The organism is Peteryoungia algae, assembly GCF_030369675.1.
Taxonomy (GTDB): Bacteria; Pseudomonadota; Alphaproteobacteria; order Rhizobiales; family Rhizobiaceae; genus Allorhizobium; species Allorhizobium algae.
The window spans coordinates 1,516,321-1,533,776 of record NZ_CP128477.1; the positions used below are offsets into that span (position 1 = coordinate 1,516,321).

Below are 17,456 nucleotides of genomic sequence, written 5' to 3' on the forward strand. Positions count from 1 at the left end.
AACGCATCCGGATCAGGGAGAGGGTGGCTCTTCGCCGTCAAAGCTGTCGACCACATCCACCTCGGGACGGTCTCCTCCGTCGCTATATTCTTCGTGCCAGCGCCCCGTTTCATCCTGATAGCTGATCATCACACTCTCGTCGCCGACCTGTTGCTCGGCCATGACGATCCTGACCGCCTCAAGGGCCTGGTCATGCGTCGCGAAGGCTTCCGAATAGACGCCTCCCAGGCGATAGGCCCAGCCACCATCATGTTGGACGATCTCGTAGATGATCTTCACCATGGCCACTTCCCTCCTCCAGCCGGAGTATTCCATCAAATTCGGCTGACCGCAAATCGTCGCTGGAAAGGTCGGGAACAGGCCGCGCTGCTACCCGTTTCATACGCAAGCCACCACAAGGAACGAGCCGTGTCCCTCATCAGGCAGGAAAGACTTCTCCTCATCCCGATCGCCGTCGCCATCATCGCCTGGTTCTCAGAACATGCGGTGCTGGAAATGGGTCAGGCGACCTCTCTGGTCGGCGCTGCGGTCCTGATCGCCGCCATTGTCGTGGGCTCCATGCGGGTCGCCCATCATGCGGAAATCCTCGCCCACAAGGTTGGCGATCCCTATGGCACGATGATCCTGACGCTTTCGGCCGTCGCGGTGGAAGTCCTGATCCTCGCCATCATGATGAACAACGGCGCCTCCCCCACCCTGGTGCGCGACACGATCTATTCGGCCGTGATGCTCGACATCAACGGCATTCTCGGCCTCGCCGCTCTGCTCGGGGGATTGAAGCACGGCGAACAGCCCTACAATGACGACAGTGGCAAAACCTATGGCGTGATGATCCTGACGGCCATGGGCATATCGATGATCGTCCCGGAATTTGTGCCGTCTGACCGCTGGCAATATTACTCCGCTTTCACGATCGGGGCGATGATTGCGCTCTACGCGCTGTTCCTGCGCATGCAGGTCGGAACTCACAGCTACTTCTTCTCCTACAGCTATCCCGGCCGTGAAGCGGGTCGCCCAGCGGAGACGCCGCCCGCCACGCCGCCGAAGGAAGCCGCGGCCGTGGACGAGGCGCATAAGGGATCGACGATTTGGTCCATCGCCGTGATCCTCTTCGGTGTCGTCGTGATCGGCGTTCTCGCCGAGATCATGTCGGTCATGATGGATGCTGGCCTCGAAGGCACCGGAGCGCCGGTTGCCTTGACGGCGATCCTCGTGGCCGGCATTTCCGCTGCCCCGGAAATACTCACCGCCCTGCGCGCAGCCTTGCGAAACCGCATGCAGGCCGTGGTCAACATCGCCATGGGCGCATCCCTCTCCACCGTCATCCTCACGGTGCCTGTGATGGAGGCGATCGCGCTTTACACGGGCCAGCCCTTCGTCATGGCCATGACCCCGGTCCAGACGACAATGGTCGCCATTACCCTCGTTGCGGCCGCCATCAATCTCAACGACGGCGAGACGAATGCAATTGAGGGCATGACCCATTTCGTTCTCTTCGCCACCTTCATCATGCTCGCTTTTCTCGGCCTCTGAGGCGCGCGGCAAGCCCGTTCATCGCCGTTCGGGCACGGCTCCGTGAGCAATTGGTCGCGGAACTTTTGGGGAAAGCTGCCGTTCCTCCCGCAAGGATCGGCCTCCATTGGGCCTCCCGCCGCATTCTCAACACGATGCGGATGATGATCGCCCCTGCGGATCACCGGGGGGCCAACTCGGGAGTCGAACGTGAAGAGATTGGACGTGATCGATGGCATGCGGGGTTACTTCCTCGTCTTCATGCTGATCAACCACCTGGTGTTCACCGGGGGCCTCTGGCTCGTTGAAATCAACCACCGCAACCTCGCTTTCGTCGAAGATGCACAGGGCTTCGTCTTCCTCTCGGGCCTGTTGACCGGCATGGTCTACAGCCGCAAGATGATGAAGGACGGCTATACCGCCGGCCGTGACAAGATCTGGTCGCGTGCGCTGGAACTCTATCGCTACGCCATGGCGATCATCCTGATCGTACTCGCGCTCCAGCTGATCTTGCCGGGTGCCGTGTCCGCCTGGGAAAACTGGCTGGGTGACGCCAGTCTGCTCGACCCGAGTTCGCTGGCCCCCATCGCCGCCTTCCTTGTCCAGCCGACATTCATGGACATCCTGCCGCAATACATCGCCTATATGGTTTTCGCGCCCGTGGTGATCTGGCTTTGCCTGCGGGGCAACTGGCTCGGCGTCGCAATCGGCTCCCTGCTCGTCTGGCTCGCAGCCCAGCTCGGCCTTCATCGCATCCTCACCTACCCGCTCGACGCCTGGCTGGCTGGCGCGCCGGATGAGAACGCCCTGCGCGTTTCGTTCAACCTGCTGGGCTGGCAGATCGTCTTCTTCGCCGGCATCATTGCGGGCACGCTGACCTCGATGAAGAAGATCGAATGGCAGAAGGTTTTCGACCCTGGGCGCACGACACTCGCCTGGACCGCCCTCGCTATCACCCTCTTCTTCCTGCCGCTGCGCGTCGCCACCGCCCATGGCTTCATGCCGGGCTTCGTGCTGGAAAAATTCGGGCTGATGGAAGTCCGCGCCGATTTCGGCCCCGTCTATCTGATCAACTTCGCAGCCGTTGCCTATGGCCTCGCCTGGATCCTGATCGCCGGCCCGCGCCACGACAATGCACTGATCCGCCGGATCGCCTCGACACTGACAAGCCTCTTCACGCTGAACATCCTCCAGCTTCTGGGCCGTCATTCGCTCCAGATCTACGTCTGGCACGTGCTGATCGTCTACGCGGTCTACTATCTCGATGCCCGTACGCCCGAACTGTCGCAACTGACCAAGACCGCGATCACCTTTGCGGCGCTTGGCCTTCTCACCCTGCCCGCCCTGTGGCGAGACCGCGAGAAGATCTTCGCCAACGCACCGTATGTCGGCAACGGAATGAAAACCCCGGCATGACAGCAGACCGCACCAAGACAGGCGGATGCCTGAGCCAGTGCCCCAATGCGAAAAGGGCCCGCCTTATGGCGAGCCCTTCGAAAAACCCCTGAACGTCAGCTCTTACTTCAGCGAGGCGCAGAAGCGCTGGATGCGGCTGCAGGCTTCTTCCAGTTTCTCGTTGGACGTCGCGTAGGACACACGGAAGTTCGGGCCGAGGCCGAAGGACGAGCCGTGCACGGTGGCAACACCCTCGGTCGCCAGAAGCTCCATGACAAAGTCCTCGTCGGTTGCAATGACCTTGCCGGAGGGCGCGGTCTTGCCGATCAGTGCAGCGCAGGACGGATAGACATAGAAGGCGCCTTCCGGCTTGGGGCACACAATGCCCGAGGCCTGGTTCAGCATCGAGACAACCAGATCGCGGCGCTCTTCGAAGGCCTTCTTCGATTCCGTGATGAAGTCCTGCGGACCGTTCAGCGCCTCGACGGCCGCCCACTGGGCAACCGAGCAGGCACCCGAGGTCTGCTGGCCCTGGATCATGTCCATGGCCTTGATCAGCGGCAGCGGGCCTGCCGCATAACCGATACGCCAGCCGGTCATCGCATAGGCCTTGGAGACGCCGTTCATCGTCAGGGTGCGCTCGTAGAGCGCGGGCTCGACCTGGGCCGGCGTGTAATAGACGAAGTCGCCGAAGACGAGATGCTCGTACATGTCGTCGGTCAGAACCCAGACATGCGGGTGCTTCATCAGCACGTCGGTCAGCGCCTTCAGTTCTTCCTTGCTGTAAGCAGCGCCCGAAGGGTTGGACGGCGAATTGAACATGAACCACTTGGTCTTCGGCGTGATCGCCTTGTCCAACTGCTCGGCGGTGAGCTTGAAGTCGTTCTCGAGTGTCGTTTCGACGAAAACGGGCGTGCCACCGCACAGTGCGATCATTTCCGGATAGGACACCCAGAACGGCGCCGGGATGACGACTTCATCGCCCGGATTGATTGTCGCCATGAAGGCATTGAAAAGAATCTGCTTTCCACCTGTGCCGACAATGACCTGCTCGGGCTTGTAGTCGAGACCGTTCTCCCGCTTGAACTTGTCGGCGATCGCCTTGCGCAGTTCCGGAATGCCGGCAACCGGCGTGTACTTCGTCTCGCCGCGGGCGATGGCGGCCACAGCCGCATCCTTGATGTTTTGCGGCGTGTCGAAATCAGGCTCGCCAACGGAAAGCGAAATCACATCTTTCCCTTGCGCTTTGAGTTCCCGGGCCATCTGCGTGACGGCGATGGTCGCGGAAGGCTTGATGCGGGAAAGGGCGTCGGCGAGGAAAGCCATTGTGCAGGTCCTGAGCTGATTGAACATCGGCCCCGGTCACTGGGGCCTCAGGTCCAAGCTCTATGGCGAAAGAGGCCCTGCCTTTCAAGCCAAAAGCATCGGAAGCTGAAGAGAATCGAACCATGGCGCGGTCTCCCCATCCGCACCAATTTTGCAATGACCGGCGAAATCACAATTCGATATGCGAAACGCCACAATTTCGTCGTTCTGCGGACGTGATCACACGGTTTCATGCGGTCAAGTCAACGAGACGAAGGCACCCGCCATGGATTACGAATTGGAAGCACGCACACCTCCTTCCCGTCGGAGCCGATCCCTCGCGTGGTTGGCGGCCGCCAGCGGCCTGGCTCTGGCCCTGTTTATGTTCGCCAGCCCCGGCGCCGCCACGCCACCCGCCACAGCGCCAGTCGCCCAAAGTCTGACGGTTCACGACACCCGTGCCGACCATCTGACGACGGGAAGCATCGCACGCGCCGCCCCCGTTCGGCTCGTCCATGTCCCGGCCTCACACGGCCAGGACCTGCCACTGCCGCAAACCGAGCGCCATCTTCTCATTCTCCTTCTGCTCGCCTGCTTCGCCGTCATGGCGGCCGGCGGCCTGGCCCTGTGGAAGCGCGGCTGGCACGATATCGTCCAGCGCGCCCGGGCAGAAGACGCCTAAGAAAATAGTCTAATTGATATATATGTAGTTTCGTAGATACTATCCTCCACCAATTGGAGGAGCCATCATGAAACGCATTGCAGTTCTGGGTGCCGGTCTCGGCGGCACGATCATGGCCTATGAATTGAGAGACCGCCTCGGCGGGGAGGTCGAGATCGATCTTCTGAGCAAGGGGCCGACCTACTCCTTTGTGCCATCCAACCCCTGGGTAGCCGTCGGCTGGCGCGGACGGGAAGAAATCGAGGTGGACCTTCGCCCCGCCTGCGCCAAACGCAATGTCACCCTGCACAGCCAAGGCGCGGCCCGCGTTCACCCGGGTGAAAACCGGGTCGAAATGCTCGATGGCAGCTCACTCGACTATGACTACCTGGTCATCGCCACCGGCCCTGATCTCGCCTTTGACGAAATCGAAGGCTTCGGTCCAGACCATCACACGCAATCCGTCTGCCATATCGATCACGCACTTGCGGCGAAGGAAGCCTTCGACAAGCTCGTCGCAAATCCCGGCCCTGTCGTCATCGGCGCGGTCCAGGGCGCTTCCTGTTTCGGCCCGGCCTATGAATTCGCGTTCATACTCGACAAGGCGCTCCGCGATGCCAAGGTCCGCGACCGCGTTCCCATGACCTTTGTCACCTCCGAACCCTATATCGGTCATCTCGGGCTGGATGGCGTCGGAGACACCAAGGGCCTGCTCGAAAGCGCACTGCGCTCCAAGCACATCAAATGGGTGACGAACGCCCGCGTGAACCGGTTCGAGAGCGACAAGGTCGTCGCCGAGGAGATCAACGAGGACGGCACCGTCAAGGCGACCCACGAAATTCCCTCGGTCTACACGATGATGCTCCCGGCCTTCCGCGGCATCGAGGCGGTCAGAGACATCGAGGGCCTGACCAATCCGCGCGGCTTCATCCTCGCCGACAAACACCAGCAGAACCCGACCTACAGCAACGTCTTTTCTGTCGGCGTCTGCGTCGCGATCCCGCCCATAGGCAAGACGCCGGTGCCTGTCGGCGTACCGAAGACCGGTTTCATGATTGAGTCCATGGTGACCGCCACGGCGCACAACATCGCCAATCTCATCGCCGGGGAGGAAGCCAATGCGCAAGGGACCTGGAACGCCGTCTGCCTCGCCGATTTCGGCGATGGCGGCATCGCCTTCGTCGCCCAGCCGCAATTGCCGCCCCGCAACGTCAACTGGTCGTCACAGGGCAAATGGGTCCACGCCGCGAAGATCGGCTTCGAGAAATACTTCCTTTACAAGGTGAAGCTCGGCAAGTCGGAGCCCTTCTACGAAAAGCTCGCCTTGCAGGCTCTCGGCATCGACAAGCTGAAGGCCGTCAGCTTCGACAGTTGATGCACGGCAGCGGCGCCTCTTCACAATTCGGTCAGGAGGCGCAGCCTGCCCACTCCACGTCTTGCCACAGGCATTTCCATCCCCACATTGACCAGAAGTCATGAGATATGCCGGGACGAGGAGATGAAGATGCTGAACCTGTCGGACAAGACCAAGCTGCTGGCAGCGCCCATTATTGCACTCGCCCTCGCCCTGCCCGCCTCGGCACAGGACCAGTCGGAGCACCATGCCGGCAGTGTCACCCTGAAGGTTACCACCGTCGCCGGCGACCTGGAACATCCCTGGTCCGTCGAGGTCTTGCCTGATGGAGCCTATGTGGTGACCGAGCGCCCCGGCCGCATGCGCATAATAAGAGACGGAAAGGTCGGCGAGCCTCTGCGCGGGCTACCGGCGATCGCCGCCGTCGGTCAGGGCGGCCTTCTCGATGTGGCGCTCGCGAAGGACTTTGCCGAAACGCGGCAGCTGTTCTTCACTGCGGCTGTCCCCGGTCCGGGAGGCCAGGGCACCGCCGTCTTTTCAGCCCGCCTCAGCGAGAACGAGCAACGCCTCGAAGAGGTCGACCGCATCTTCCTGATGAACAAGCTGACAAGAGCCGGCCAGCATTTCGGATCGCGCATCGCCATTGCAGCCGATGGCAGCCTCTTTTTCGGCATCGGCGATCGGGGCGACGACGATCGCGCCCAGGATCCTGCTGACCACGCCGGCAAGATCATGCACATCACACCGGACGGCAGCCCGGCGAATGGAAACCCGCAGGGCCAGGCCCTGCCGGAGGTCTGGTCTAGCGGCCACCGCAACCCACAGGGCCTTGCGATCGATCCCGCCGACAACCGTCTCTACACGGTTGAACACGGTGCCCGCGGTGGAGACGAGATCAACGCGCCGCAGGCCGGCAAAAACTATGGTTGGCCCGTCATCTCCTACGGCAAGCATTATTCGGGCGCTGAGATCGGCATTGGACAGTCCGCCGACGGCTACGAGCAGCCGCTCCACTACTGGGACCCGTCGATCGCACCTGGGGCGCTTGCCATCTACCGCGGCACAATGTTTCCGGAATGGGACGGCGACTTTCTGGTCGCAGCCCTCAAATACCAACTCCTGGCGCGCATGGAACGCAACGACGAAGGCTCATTTGAAACCGAAGAGCGGATGTTGGGTGGCGAATATGGACGTATCCGGGACGTGAAAGTCGCACCGGACGGCTCAATTCTGTTGGTGACCGACGAAGAGGACGGCCAATTGCTGCGCATTACGCGCGGCAGCGACAGCTGAAGACTGCCAAGACCAGGCCGCACGTCCCCGCAAGGAAGCAAATCTGGGCGGAAATAGCTGCCAGACGGCGCGATATCAGGCTACGGCGAAAATCGAACACGAGAAATTTTCACCCGCAAAACTCCGTGTTTGCGCAGCCAATTCACCCAATCTCCATCGCAAGCGATGCAAATTTTCGGCGAAATGGCGCCAGGAGAGCTTTTCGGTCTCGCGAATCACGTTGTTCGCACTGAAAACAAAGGACTCTCACCCACGAAAGGGTTAAAACTTTCGCTTGCCAATTTTCGACAAAGCAAGCACTCTTCCACTGTTCGGGCAATTTTGCGAGCATGGGAAGACCTATAAAGTAATGCGCGCCGGGGACGCTATAACAACCCCGGGCCGACCAACTACAGTGGATGGCAACATGCACTTGGCTAGTCTGCGGTAACAGGGCCCCTTTCCTCTAATTTCGACAAATGCCTGCCGCTCACCCGCTCGCGGGTACATTGCAATGCTGCCCCGCCGAATATGGGCAGAGAGAAAAGGACCTGACGCATGGCCGAGACTGGCACTGTAAAATTCTTCAATACCGACAAGGGCTTTGGCTTCATCAAGCCCGACAACGGCGGCGCGGACATCTTCGTCCATATCTCCGCTGTTCAGGCATCGGGCCTATCGGGTCTGACCGAGAACCAGAAGGTCAGCTTCGACACCGAGCCCGATCGCCGTGGCAAGGGCCCCAAGGCCGTGAACCTGCAGATCTCCGGCTGATACAAACCGGATCTCCACGAATTGCGGCCCGGCATTATTGCCGGGTTTTTTCGTTCAGCCTGCGTTCAGGCGGTGCCTCATAGATTGCAACTATCGCCGGCGGCCCGAACAGCCAGAACCGGCCCATGGTTTAGCCAAGGCTGAGGAACAGACGTCATGATGAAAATTGCGCAAAACGCTCTACTTGCTGCTGCCGTCACCCTGACACCCATCGCCGCTGCAACGCAGGCCGAAGCCGGTGACCGCAACTATCGCCATCACCGGTCCGACGATGCTCTCGCTCTCGGCGTGATTGGCCTGGCGACCGGCGTCATCGTCGGCTCAGCCCTTGCAAATCCTGCGCCGCAGCGCCGCGTCTATGTCGACCGGCCGGTCTCCGTCTACAACGAGCCGGACTACTATGTCGACGATTACCCGCCGCCGCCGCCGCGCCACACCTATCGTCCGCGCCCGGTCTATCAGCAGCCGCGCCCCGTCGTTCAGTCCTATGGCATCGAGCCCTGGACCGGCGCTTGGTATGACTACTGCGCCCAGCGCTACCGCAGCTTCAACGCGCGCACTGGCACCTTCGTCGGCTATGACGGCCGCACGCATTTCTGCACGGCCGGCTGAGCCGCGACCGTAACCGCACCGCAGAATCGAAAAAGCGCCGGTCACCCGGCGCTTTTGTCGTTCAGAGACCCTGAATGAAGGGATTGGAGCGCCGCTCGTCGCCGATCCGGCTGCCCGGCCCGTGCCCGCAGATGAAGCCGACGTCATCGCCGAGCGGCAGGACCTTGTCGCGGATCGAGTTCATCAGCGTCTGATGATTACCGCCTGGCAGATCCGTCCGCCCGACGGACCCGCTGAACAAGACATCACCGAGATGGGCGAACTTCTGTCCACGATTGAAATAGATGACATGACCCGGGGCATGGCCCGGGCAGTGATAGACCTCGAACACGTGATCGCCGAAGGACACCGTTTGCCCATCCTCCAGCCACTGATCCGGAACGACGCTGCGCAGCCCGTCAATGCCATAGGACGCCGCCTGGGTCTCGATACGCTGCAACAGCGGCAGGTCGTCCTTGTGCGGCCCGATAATGCTGAGCCCCGTCTTTTCCTTGAGTTCGGCAGCACCGCCGGCATGATCGAGATGACCATGTGTCAGCCAGATCGCCTTGAGCGTGATGCCATTCTCCGCGATCACCTGCAGGATGACATCGACATCGCCACCCGGATCGACGATCACGCCTTCACGGGTCTCGTCGTCGAAGAGGATGGTGCAGTTTTGCTGGAACGGTGTGACGGGGATGATGCCCGCTTGAATCTTTCCCATGGGCTGACGGTCCTTCTCTCAGTTCGGTAAGGCGCCTTAGCATGGCCCTGCGCCGAGAGAAACTGCGAGCCGGCCAGCCGGTTTGGCGGTCAGCGCGACAGGCCGTAAACCTGCGACACCGGAGAGGCGGGAAGAATGGACGCCTGCGCCACCAGGAAGCTCGCCACCATGATCTTCGCGGTGAAGACGAGCATGGCGACAGGCCGTAGGCTGGAAGTCTGGGTCGTGTGCTCGCGGTCCGTCATGGTCATTGTCCTCTCTCCTTTCGCAAACCTCGCCGATACGGCTTGTCCCGGGCTTGCGCTTGATCACTGCGGGTTTAACGAGGCTGACGGCGATAGGTTTCGCAGCCGCGCCTGTAAGCTGTGCGATCTGCGTAAATTTGTTGGAAATTTGCTACACTTGCGCATAGTTTTGCCTGCAATCCCCGCCAGTGAGACGGGGGATGAACGGCCGGCCGCGCAAAGACGGCTTGGCGCGGGGAAGCATCGGCCCTGAGCGATGAGTGATGAGCCGGCGGTCGCGAGCGATTTCGCGCACGCCGGAGGAAAGGAAGGACGAGCGTGGCCCGACAGTCTGCGACGAAGACTGCCAAGAAGACTCTGCCGGATCTGCCGGTGGTCGACGACAAGTCGATCGACTTCGAAACCATCGAAAGCCTGTTTTTCGCCTATCGCGATTTCGTTTCCGACCCGGATGCCATCCTTGCCAAGCTCGGCTATGGCCGCGCCCATCACCGGGTGGTCCATTTCGTCAGTCGCCGCCCCGGCATGACGGTCGCCGACCTCCTGTCCATCCTGCAGATAACCAAACAGAGCCTGGCCCGCGTGCTGAAGGAACTGATCGACAGCGGCTACATCCGCCAGATGGCCGGCCCCGCCGATCGCCGCCAGCGACGCCTTTATCCCACGCTCGCCGGCCGGGAACTTGCGCTCGCCCTCTCCGAGCCCCAGTCCCGCCGGGTAGCCAACGCCATGGAGGGCATGACATCAGACGAGCGCGCGGTGGTGCGCCGCTTCCTCGAGGGCATGCAGAGACAGACGGTGATACAGACCCTCGAGACGGATGGAGCAGACTGACGTGTCGAAGAAGATTGAGCTCACCGACGATGCCCCTCATCTCCTGGTGGTCGATGACGACACCCGTATCCGCGATCTCTTGCACCGTTTCCTGACGGAGAAGGGTTTTCGTGTCTCGATTGCAGCCGACGCCGCCGAAGCGCGGCGCAAGCTGGAGGGCCTGAGTTTCGATCTCCTCGTGCTCGACGTCATGATGCCAGGCGAATCCGGCCTGTCGCTCACCCAGAGCCTGTCGGATGAAAAGCGAGTGCCGATCATTCTTCTCACCGCCCGATCCGAGGCCGACAGCCGCATTGCCGGTCTCGAAGCCGGTGCTGACGATTATCTCGCCAAGCCATTCGATCCGCGCGAACTGGTGCTCAGGATCAACAACATCCTGAAGCGCAACATGAATCCGGATGCGCCCAAGATCGAACAGGTCATGTTCGGCCCCTACACCTTTTCGGTTCTGCGCAAGGAATTGCGCAAGGGAGCCGAAATCATCCGCCTTACCGACCGCGAGCAGGATATCATGTATCTCTTCGCCACCCGCGCCGGCGACACGATCCCGCGGCACGAACTGGTCGGCAATGATGCCGAGGTCGGCGAGCGCACGATTGACGTTCAGATCAACCGTCTCAGGCGAAAGATCGAGGATGACCCCGCCAACCCCGTCTGGCTGCAGACGGTCCGCGGCATCGGCTACCGCCTGAGCATGGATTGAAGCCTTCGACGACGGTGCGCGCTGCGCCGGGGAAGTAGTGGAACATGACGCTGTTCGATCAGATCCGTCGCGATCAGGACCGCAGCCCGGCGACCGGACTGCCGGGCATGCTGCGCTGGCTGCGGCACCGGCTGCCGACCGGTCTCTACGCCCGCTCGCTGCTCATCATCATCCTGCCGATGCTGATCCTGCAGACCGTCGTCGCCTTCGTCTTCATGGAGCGCCATTGGCAGCTGGTGACCGAACGTCTCTCCGAAGCCGTCACCCGTGACATCTCGGCTGTCATCGAGCTGATCGAGCTCTACCCGGAGAAAGAGGATTTCGACAAGATCGTCAACGTGGCGGCCAATCGGCTGAACCTGATCGTCTCTCTAGAGCCGGGCACGGAGCTCCCCTCGCCCCGCCCGCGCCCATTCTTCTCCATCCTCGACCAGATTCTGTCCGACGAAATCGCCGAGCAGATCCGTCGCCCCTTCTGGATCGACACGGTCGGCACCTCACGTCTTGTCGAGATCCGCATCGCCCTCGGCGACCAGACATTGCGCATCTTCGCCTCGCGCAATTCGGCCTATGCGTCCAACACCCATATCTTCCTCGTCTGGATGGTCTCGACAGCGCTGGTCCTGATCGTCATTTCCATCCTCTTCCTGCGCGGCCAGATCAGGCCAATCATGGCATTGGCCAACGCGGCGGAAAGCTTTGGCAAGGGCCAGCGCCTGTCGGAAGGCTTCTCGCCGCGCGGCGCCGACGAGGTGCGCCGCGCCGGCCTCGCCTTCATCCTCATGCGCGAGCGCATCGAGCGCCAGATGGAGCAACGCACGGCCATGCTGGCCGGCGTCAGCCACGACCTGCGCACCATCCTCACCCGCTTTCGCCTGCAACTGGCGCTCACCGGCGACGGACCGGAAATCGACAGCCTCAATCAGGACATCGACGACATGCAGAGCATGCTCGAAGGCTATCTGGATTTCGCCAAGGGAGAGGTGGAAGAGGATGTCGGCAGGCTCGACCTTGGCGAACTCTTCGAGCGGATCGAAGCCGATTTCGCGCTGCATGACCGAAAGCTGACCTGGAAGCTGGAAGGCGATCCTCTGGTCTTTGTCCGCCCCAACGCCTTCACGCGCCTGGTCACGAACCTTGCCTCCAATGCCCGCCGCTATGCGCACCGCCTCGACATCGACGCGCGCCATACGGCGAAATGGCTGGTGATCGTTTTCGACGACGATGGGCCGGGCATTCCCAAGGAAGCGCGCGACGACGTCTTCAAGCCCTTCTATCGCCTCGACGAGGCACGCAACCTCGACGCATCGGGCACGGGCCTGGGTCTGGCCATCGCCCGCGACATCGCGCGCAGCCATGGCGGCAATGTCACGCTCGAAGACAGCCCGCTGGGCGGCCTGCGCGCCATCATCCGTGTTCCGGTTTGAAACCTGATCCTGCAAAGAAAAGGGGCCGAAGCCCCCGCAATCACATCAGCTTCCGGCCGTTGGGCACCGGCTGCTCGACGGCCGCCAGCACGATCGCCCCGTTGGCGTCTTCGAAGCCGAGCGTCAGAACCTCGGACCGAAAAGGCCCGATCTGGCGCGGCGGAAAATTGACCACACCAAGCACCTGACGCCCGATCAGCGCCTCCGGCGTGTAATGCACGGTGATCTGCGCAGACGACTTCTTGATGCCGATCTCGGGGCCGAAATCGATCTTCAGCTTGAAGGCCGGCTTGCGTGCCTCCGGAAAGGCTTCGACCTCCACGATCGTGCCGACACGAATGTCGACTTTTTCGAAGTCGGCAAAGCTGATCTCGGAGCCGGTCATTCGGCCAGCTCCTCGGCCCGCTTGCGCGCCGCCTCGATCGCCAGATCAAACAGCGGCTGCATGCCGTCCTCGGCCATCAGCACGGAGAGCGCCGCCGCCGTCGTGCCCCCTGGTGAGGTAACGTTCTTGCGCAATTGGGCAGCCGGGTCGGGGGACTGGTGCAACAATTCACCAGCCCCCGCGACCGTTTCCCGTGCGAGACGCATGGCGAGGTCCGCCGGCAGGCCCGCTTTCCGGCCTGCCTCTGCCATGCATTCGACGAGATAGAATACATAAGCCGGACCGCTGCCCGAGACTGCGGTCACGGCATTGATGTCTGCTTCGCTTGTCACCCATTCGACAGGGCCGGAGACCTGGAGCAGGCGATGGACGATATCACGCTGACTGTCGGAAACGGCAGCATTGGCGAAGGCGCCGGTGACGCCCCGCCCGACCATGGCAGGCGTGTTCGGCATGGCACGCACCATGGCCGACTTGCCGAGATGTCCTTCCATCGAGGCAATCGTCTTGCCGGCGGCGACGGAGACCACCGTCGTCTGCGGGCCGACGAGAGACTTGAGGCCGGGCAGCACAGCATCCATGACCTGCGGCTTCAGGGCGAGGAAGAGAATGTCGGCGGCAAGGCCCTCCGGGGGCGTTACCGCATGGCGCGCACCGGCCTCGTTGATCGCCGCGATCATCTTTTCGGAAGGACCCGGATCAAGCACCGTCACCGTCGACCCGGGCACACCGCTCTTCAGCCAGCCGGCCAGCATGGCGCCGCCCATGTTGCCTGCCCCGACGAGAACGATCTGTCCGAATGCGGCACCCGTCATACTCAGGCTTCTCCGACGGTCTCGAACAGAACGGCGTCCATGGCGCTCTTGGCGTCGACGCCGGACCAGACCACGAACTGGAAGGCCTGGTAATAGGCTTCACAGGCATCGACAGCGGAAGAGAGCAGCACTTCGACCTGACGATTGGTCGGCTCCGCGCCACCTGCAAGCAGCAGCGACTGGCGGAAGATCACCACATCCTCGTTCCGCCACAGGTCGAAATGGCCCATCAGGACCTGACCATTGATGTAGGAGAGCAGCTTGATGACTTCGTTGAGCCGGTTTTCGGGGATCTTGAGGTCGAAGGCGGACGCCAGATGCAGCGCCTCGAACTCCTCCATCCAGGAGAAGGAGACATTGTAGTCGGCCCAACGCCCTTCGACGGTCATTGCGATTTCGTCTTCGCCCGAACGCTCGAACGACCAGTCATTGGTCGCCGCGACGAACTCGATCATGTCGACCGGGTTTGACTGGCGTTCGACTTCGATTTCCATGAGGCTCATGCATCACCTTATTGACCGGAATGAATACGGGCACCCGGCGAACCGCCGGGTCACTCGGACACCTGAACCGGAAATTACTGAAAACGATTCCGAAGGACCCCAGGATAGAACACGCACCCTGCCCGAAACTTACGCGGCACCACTCAGAATCATCGTTGAAAATCAGTGTATAATCGTCAGGGTCCAGCACCAGCCCCCATCGCGACATTTGGCCCACACGCCTGTGGATGGCGCTTTCAGAATCGCCTTTGCATCACCCCATAAGCGACTCTGGCGATTGGCTTTTTGCCACCTGTCCACAAGCTGCATTTTTTTCGTCGCAGATGGCCCCGCAGGGACCGGTCAAGGTGCTGAAATAACAAAAAGACCCAAAGCCACAGGCAATGGGTCTTCACCAGATCCGCAAATGAAGGTCGATCCGCCCGAACGGAGGCAGCCGCCTTACTTGGCCTTGGCCGAAAGCTGTGCTTCGAGAACCTCGATGCGCTTCTGCAGGGCCTCATTCTCTTCGCGTGCCTTGAGCGCCATCTCGCGCACCACGTCGAACTCCTCGCGCTTGACGAGGTCCATGCTGTTCAGCCATCGCTCGGCCTGGGCGTGGAAGGCAGTTTCCACTTCCTTGCGCACGCCTTGCGCGGCGCCGGCGGCATCGGTCATCAACTTGGCGAAATCATCGAGAATACGGTTGGGGCCGGTCGACATGGAAAACTCCTCTCAAGCAGACTGCGGACTGGGATTGAACCCTTGAAGAAGGAGGTAGGACCAGATCCGCCGGCATGCAAGGCGGCAACGATAGATAAAGGTGGTTGACGGTGTCGCAGACGGCCCGATTCCATCTTGACCGTGCCATTGTGCAACGCCATTTTCCAGCAGCATTAACGAAAGTACTCCATTGTTGTCAGTTCTGGACCTTTTCGCCGCCGTATCCTTTCCCGCGATCGACCCGGTCGCCTTCTCGATCGGACCGCTGGCGGTCCACTGGTATGGGCTGGCCTATGTCGCCGGCATCCTCCTCGGCTGGATGATCGCCCGCGACTTGCTGAAACGCCCGCATCTGTGGCCAAACGGCCAGGCACCGGCCACCCTGCAGCAGATCGATGACTTCATCCTCTGGGCCGCGATCGGCATCGTCGCCGGCGGACGCATCGGCTATATCTTCTTTTACGATTTTGCCTCGGTGGCGGCCAATCCGATGCGTGCATTCGAGGTGTGGAACGGCGGCATGTCCTTCCATGGCGGCTTCATTGGCGCGACGCTCGCCATGGTCTTCTTTGCCCGCAAGCATCAGATCCGCCTCTGGAGCCTCTTCGACCTGGTGGCGAGTGTCGTACCGCTCGGCCTGCTGTTCGGCCGCATCGCCAACTTCATTAATGGCGAACTCTGGGGTCGCCCGGCCGATATGCCCTGGGCCATGGCCTTCCCGACCGGTGGCCCCTTCCCGCGTCATCCGAGCCAGCTCTACGAAGCGGCCCTGGAAGGCCTTGTCCTGCTGATCATACTCCAGCTCCTGGCGCGTTATTTCGGCGCCTTGCTCAGGCCCGGCCGCGTCACCGGCATCTTCGTCGCAGGCTATGCGGCTGCCCGAATCTTCGTCGAGTTCTTCCGCGAGCCAGACGTCCAGATCGGCTATCTCTTCGGTGGCTGGCTGACCATGGGCATGGTCCTGTCCTTGCCCATGCTGCTCATCGGGATCGTCATCTTCATGCGGGCTGGCCGCGCCACCCCTGTGACGCAAGGCTGAGGAGCGCCGATGGCCACACCGCTCGCCCAGAAGATCAAGTCGCTGATATCGGCCCATGGCCCGATCAGCGTCACCGATTATTTTGCTCTCTGCCTCGCCGATCCCGAACACGGCTACTACCGGACCCGAAATCCGTTCGGCCGGGACGGCGACTTCGTGACAGCGCCAGAGGTCAGCCAGCTCTTCGGCGAGATGCTCGGCATTTTCATGATCAACACCTGGCAGCGCCATGGTGAACCCCGCGACGTTCGCCTCGTCGAGATCGGACCCGGCCGCGGCACGATGATGGCCGACATGCTGCGCGTCATCTCCCGCGCGGCCCCCAATCTCTACGAGACCGCCACGGTGCATCTCGTCGAAACCAGCGCTCTCTTGAAACTCACGCAGATGGAAACCCTGTCCTCCCACGGCGACAAGGTTTCCTGGCACGAGAGCTTCGACGGCGTGCCGGAAGGCTTCACGCTGCTCGCCGCCAACGAGCTCTTCGACGCCATCCCGATCCGGCAGTTCGTCAAGACGCAGAAGGGGTTTCGCGAGCGCATGGTCGGCCTCGACGAAAACGACGAACTCTGCTTCACGCTGGGTGTCGCCACGCTCGATCCCGCCATGCTGCCACAAGGCATGAGCCTACCCGCCGATGGCGAGATCTTCGAAGTGGCGCCTGCCCGCCAATCGGTGATGCTGACGATCTGCGAGCGGCTGGTCGCACATCACGGCACAGCTCTGGTCATCGACTACGGTCACATGGTCACCAACTTCGGCGACACGCTTCAGGCGGTGCGCGCCCACGAATATGACCCGCCCCTGGCCCATCCGGGCCACGCCGATCTGACGAGCCATGTCGACTTCGAAAATCTCGCCCGCACAGCCCTTGCGGCCGGCGTCCATCTCAACGGCTGCATGCACCAGGGCGATTTCCTGGTCGGGCTCGGCATCGAGCAGCGGGCGGCGTCCCTCGGCCGCGACAAGGACGAAAAGATGCAGACCGAAATCGTCGAGGCCGTGCATCGCCTGGCCGGCGCCGGCAACGGCTATATGGGCGAACTGTTCAAGGTCATGGCCGTCTCCATGCCTGCGGTCCAATTGCAGCCTTTCAAACCCAAGGATTGACACGGACGTGCGTGATCTGCACGATCGCGCCCGTTCCAATAGGCTCGAAATCGAAGAAAGCCGATTGAATCCAATCATTTCGCAGCATCCGCATCGCATGAG

20 protein-coding genes are annotated in these 17,456 nt (G+C 61.6%); 12 read left to right on the forward strand and 8 right to left on the reverse strand.

From position 1 onward, the window contains the following. Positions 1-12: 12 nt before the first annotated feature. Positions 13-282: a DUF2188 domain-containing protein gene (locus tag QTL56_RS07460; protein ID WP_229574039.1), complete on the reverse strand. Its 270-nt coding sequence runs from the start codon at positions 280-282 to the stop codon at positions 13-15. Between the two features lie 126 nt (positions 283-408). Between QTL56_RS07460 and QTL56_RS07465 the strand changes: the two genes are divergently transcribed. Together QTL56_RS07465 and QTL56_RS07470 are read left to right on the forward strand one after the other, a co-directional pair. Beyond that, entirely contained in the window at positions 409-1,533 is a 1,125-nt protein-coding gene (locus QTL56_RS07465; protein ID WP_245136431.1) for a calcium:cation antiporter, read from the forward strand. A 189-nt stretch (positions 1,534-1,722) separates the two neighbouring features. Next, positions 1,723-2,928 (forward strand): OpgC family protein, encoded by a 1,206-nt coding sequence (locus tag QTL56_RS07470; RefSeq protein ID WP_245136430.1) that lies wholly within the window; start codon positions 1,723-1,725, stop codon positions 2,926-2,928. 102 nt (positions 2,929-3,030) lie between these two features. Here the strand turns inward: QTL56_RS07470 and QTL56_RS07475 are convergent, their stop codons facing one another. Then, positions 3,031-4,233, reverse strand: a complete 1,203-nt coding sequence (locus QTL56_RS07475; protein WP_245136429.1) for a pyridoxal phosphate-dependent aminotransferase — start codon at positions 4,231-4,233, stop codon at positions 3,031-3,033. A 361-nt stretch (positions 4,234-4,594) separates the two neighbouring features. Between QTL56_RS07475 and QTL56_RS07480 the strand changes: the two genes are divergently transcribed. The 5 genes from QTL56_RS07480 (at position 4,595) to QTL56_RS07500 (ending at position 8,885) form a co-directional block, all read left to right on the forward strand. Beyond that, entirely contained in the window at positions 4,595-4,894 is a 300-nt protein-coding gene (locus QTL56_RS07480; protein ID WP_245136428.1) for a hypothetical protein, read from the forward strand. 67 nt (positions 4,895-4,961) lie between these two features. Next, entirely contained in the window at positions 4,962-6,248 is a 1,287-nt protein-coding gene (locus QTL56_RS07485) for an NAD(P)/FAD-dependent oxidoreductase (protein WP_245136427.1), read from the forward strand. 123 nt (positions 6,249-6,371) lie between these two features. Then, positions 6,372-7,520 (forward strand): PQQ-dependent sugar dehydrogenase, encoded by a 1,149-nt coding sequence (locus tag QTL56_RS07490; protein WP_245136426.1) that lies wholly within the window; start codon positions 6,372-6,374, stop codon positions 7,518-7,520. A gap of 537 nt (positions 7,521-8,057) precedes the next feature. Further along, a complete protein-coding gene (locus QTL56_RS07495) occupies positions 8,058-8,273 on the forward strand; it encodes a cold-shock protein (protein ID WP_006725577.1) in 216 nt (71 codons plus the stop codon). A gap of 156 nt (positions 8,274-8,429) precedes the next feature. Further along, the gene (locus tag QTL56_RS07500; protein WP_245136425.1) at positions 8,430-8,885 is read left to right on the forward strand and encodes a BA14K family protein; all 456 of its coding nucleotides are present in this window, start codon (positions 8,430-8,432) and stop codon (positions 8,883-8,885) included. Between the two features lie 61 nt (positions 8,886-8,946). On the opposite strand, the gene QTL56_RS07505 is transcribed toward QTL56_RS07500, so the two are convergent. After that, positions 8,947-9,591 carry an MBL fold metallo-hydrolase gene (locus QTL56_RS07505; protein WP_245136424.1) on the reverse strand — a complete coding sequence of 215 codons (645 nt, stop codon included), beginning with the start codon at positions 9,589-9,591 and terminating at the stop codon, positions 8,947-8,949. 89 nt (positions 9,592-9,680) lie between these two features. Continuing rightward, on the reverse strand, positions 9,681-9,842 hold the full coding sequence (locus QTL56_RS07510) for a hypothetical protein (RefSeq protein WP_245136423.1): 162 nt from the start codon (positions 9,840-9,842) through the stop codon (positions 9,681-9,683). A 312-nt stretch (positions 9,843-10,154) separates the two neighbouring features. On the opposite strand from QTL56_RS07510, the gene QTL56_RS07515 reads away from it, so the two are divergent. Genes QTL56_RS07515 through QTL56_RS07525 form a run of 3 tightly spaced genes read left to right on the forward strand, consistent with a single transcriptional unit; the run spans position 10,155 to position 12,800 of the window. After that, entirely contained in the window at positions 10,155-10,670 is a 516-nt protein-coding gene (locus QTL56_RS07515) for a MarR family winged helix-turn-helix transcriptional regulator (RefSeq protein ID WP_245136422.1), read from the forward strand. Further along, positions 10,657-11,373: a response regulator gene (locus QTL56_RS07520; RefSeq protein WP_229574054.1), complete on the forward strand. Its 717-nt coding sequence runs from the start codon at positions 10,657-10,659 to the stop codon at positions 11,371-11,373. Before QTL56_RS07515 ends, QTL56_RS07520 begins: the two co-directional genes overlap by 14 nt. 44 nt (positions 11,374-11,417) lie before the next feature. Beyond that, positions 11,418-12,800 carry an ATP-binding protein gene (locus tag QTL56_RS07525; RefSeq protein WP_245136420.1) on the forward strand — a complete coding sequence of 461 codons (1,383 nt, stop codon included), beginning with the start codon at positions 11,418-11,420 and terminating at the stop codon, positions 12,798-12,800. Positions 12,801-12,840: 40 nt separating this feature from the next. Here QTL56_RS07525 and QTL56_RS07530 read toward each other — a convergent pair whose 3' ends face one another. From QTL56_RS07530 to QTL56_RS07545, 4 genes are all read right to left on the reverse strand, one after another. Then, positions 12,841-13,185: a tRNA-binding protein gene (locus QTL56_RS07530; protein ID WP_245136419.1), complete on the reverse strand. Its 345-nt coding sequence runs from the start codon at positions 13,183-13,185 to the stop codon at positions 12,841-12,843. Further along, entirely contained in the window at positions 13,182-14,000 is an 819-nt protein-coding gene (proC, locus tag QTL56_RS07535; RefSeq protein WP_245136418.1) for a pyrroline-5-carboxylate reductase, read from the reverse strand. Before proC ends, QTL56_RS07530 begins: the two co-directional genes overlap by 4 nt. 2 nt (positions 14,001-14,002) lie before the next feature. Beyond that, entirely contained in the window at positions 14,003-14,503 is a 501-nt protein-coding gene (locus tag QTL56_RS07540) for a type III secretion system chaperone family protein (RefSeq protein WP_229574062.1), read from the reverse strand. 441 nt (positions 14,504-14,944) lie between these two features. Next, positions 14,945-15,205 carry an accessory factor UbiK family protein gene (locus QTL56_RS07545; protein WP_229574063.1) on the reverse strand — a complete coding sequence of 87 codons (261 nt, stop codon included), beginning with the start codon at positions 15,203-15,205 and terminating at the stop codon, positions 14,945-14,947. A gap of 190 nt (positions 15,206-15,395) precedes the next feature. Here QTL56_RS07545 and lgt point away from each other — a divergent pair, with 190 nt between their 5' ends. Then, the gene (lgt, locus tag QTL56_RS07550; protein WP_245136417.1) at positions 15,396-16,244 is read left to right on the forward strand and encodes a prolipoprotein diacylglyceryl transferase; all 849 of its coding nucleotides are present in this window, start codon (positions 15,396-15,398) and stop codon (positions 16,242-16,244) included. Between the two features lie 9 nt (positions 16,245-16,253). Continuing rightward, positions 16,254-17,354, forward strand: a complete 1,101-nt coding sequence (locus tag QTL56_RS07555) for a class I SAM-dependent methyltransferase (RefSeq protein ID WP_229574065.1) — start codon at positions 16,254-16,256, stop codon at positions 17,352-17,354. The last annotated feature ends 102 nt before the right edge of the window (positions 17,355-17,456 follow it).